Below are 250 nucleotides of genomic sequence, written 5' to 3'. Positions count from 1 at the left end.
GGAGTGGGCGGAGTTGTACGCCGATCCGGAGTGCGAGCTGCCGGCGATCGATGTGTCGTTCCGGGACTACTGCCTGGCCGTCGAGGCCGCGCCGGAGGACGAGGCGGCCCGGGACTACTGGCTGGGCCGGCTGGACTCGCTGCCGCCGGCGCCGGAACTGCCCGCGGTGGCACGGGGCACCGCCGGTCCGACGCGGTTCGTGCGGCGGACGCACGAGGTGTCGGGTGAGCGGTGGGGGCGTCTGAAGCGG

Annotated in this window: 1 protein-coding gene; it reads left to right on the top strand. The window is 74.8% G+C overall.

The annotated features are described in order from the left end of the window. A partial coding sequence (locus tag H0H10_RS03400; protein ID WP_188179285.1) for a hypothetical protein occupies positions 1-250 on the top strand: 250 nt, incomplete at both ends.

The sequence above is a fragment of the Streptomyces griseicoloratus genome (genome assembly GCF_014534645.1).
In the GTDB taxonomy this organism is placed as follows: Bacteria; Actinomycetota; Actinomycetes; order Streptomycetales; family Streptomycetaceae; genus Streptomyces; species Streptomyces griseicoloratus.
This window is presented reverse-complemented; position numbering and strand designations above follow the sequence as displayed.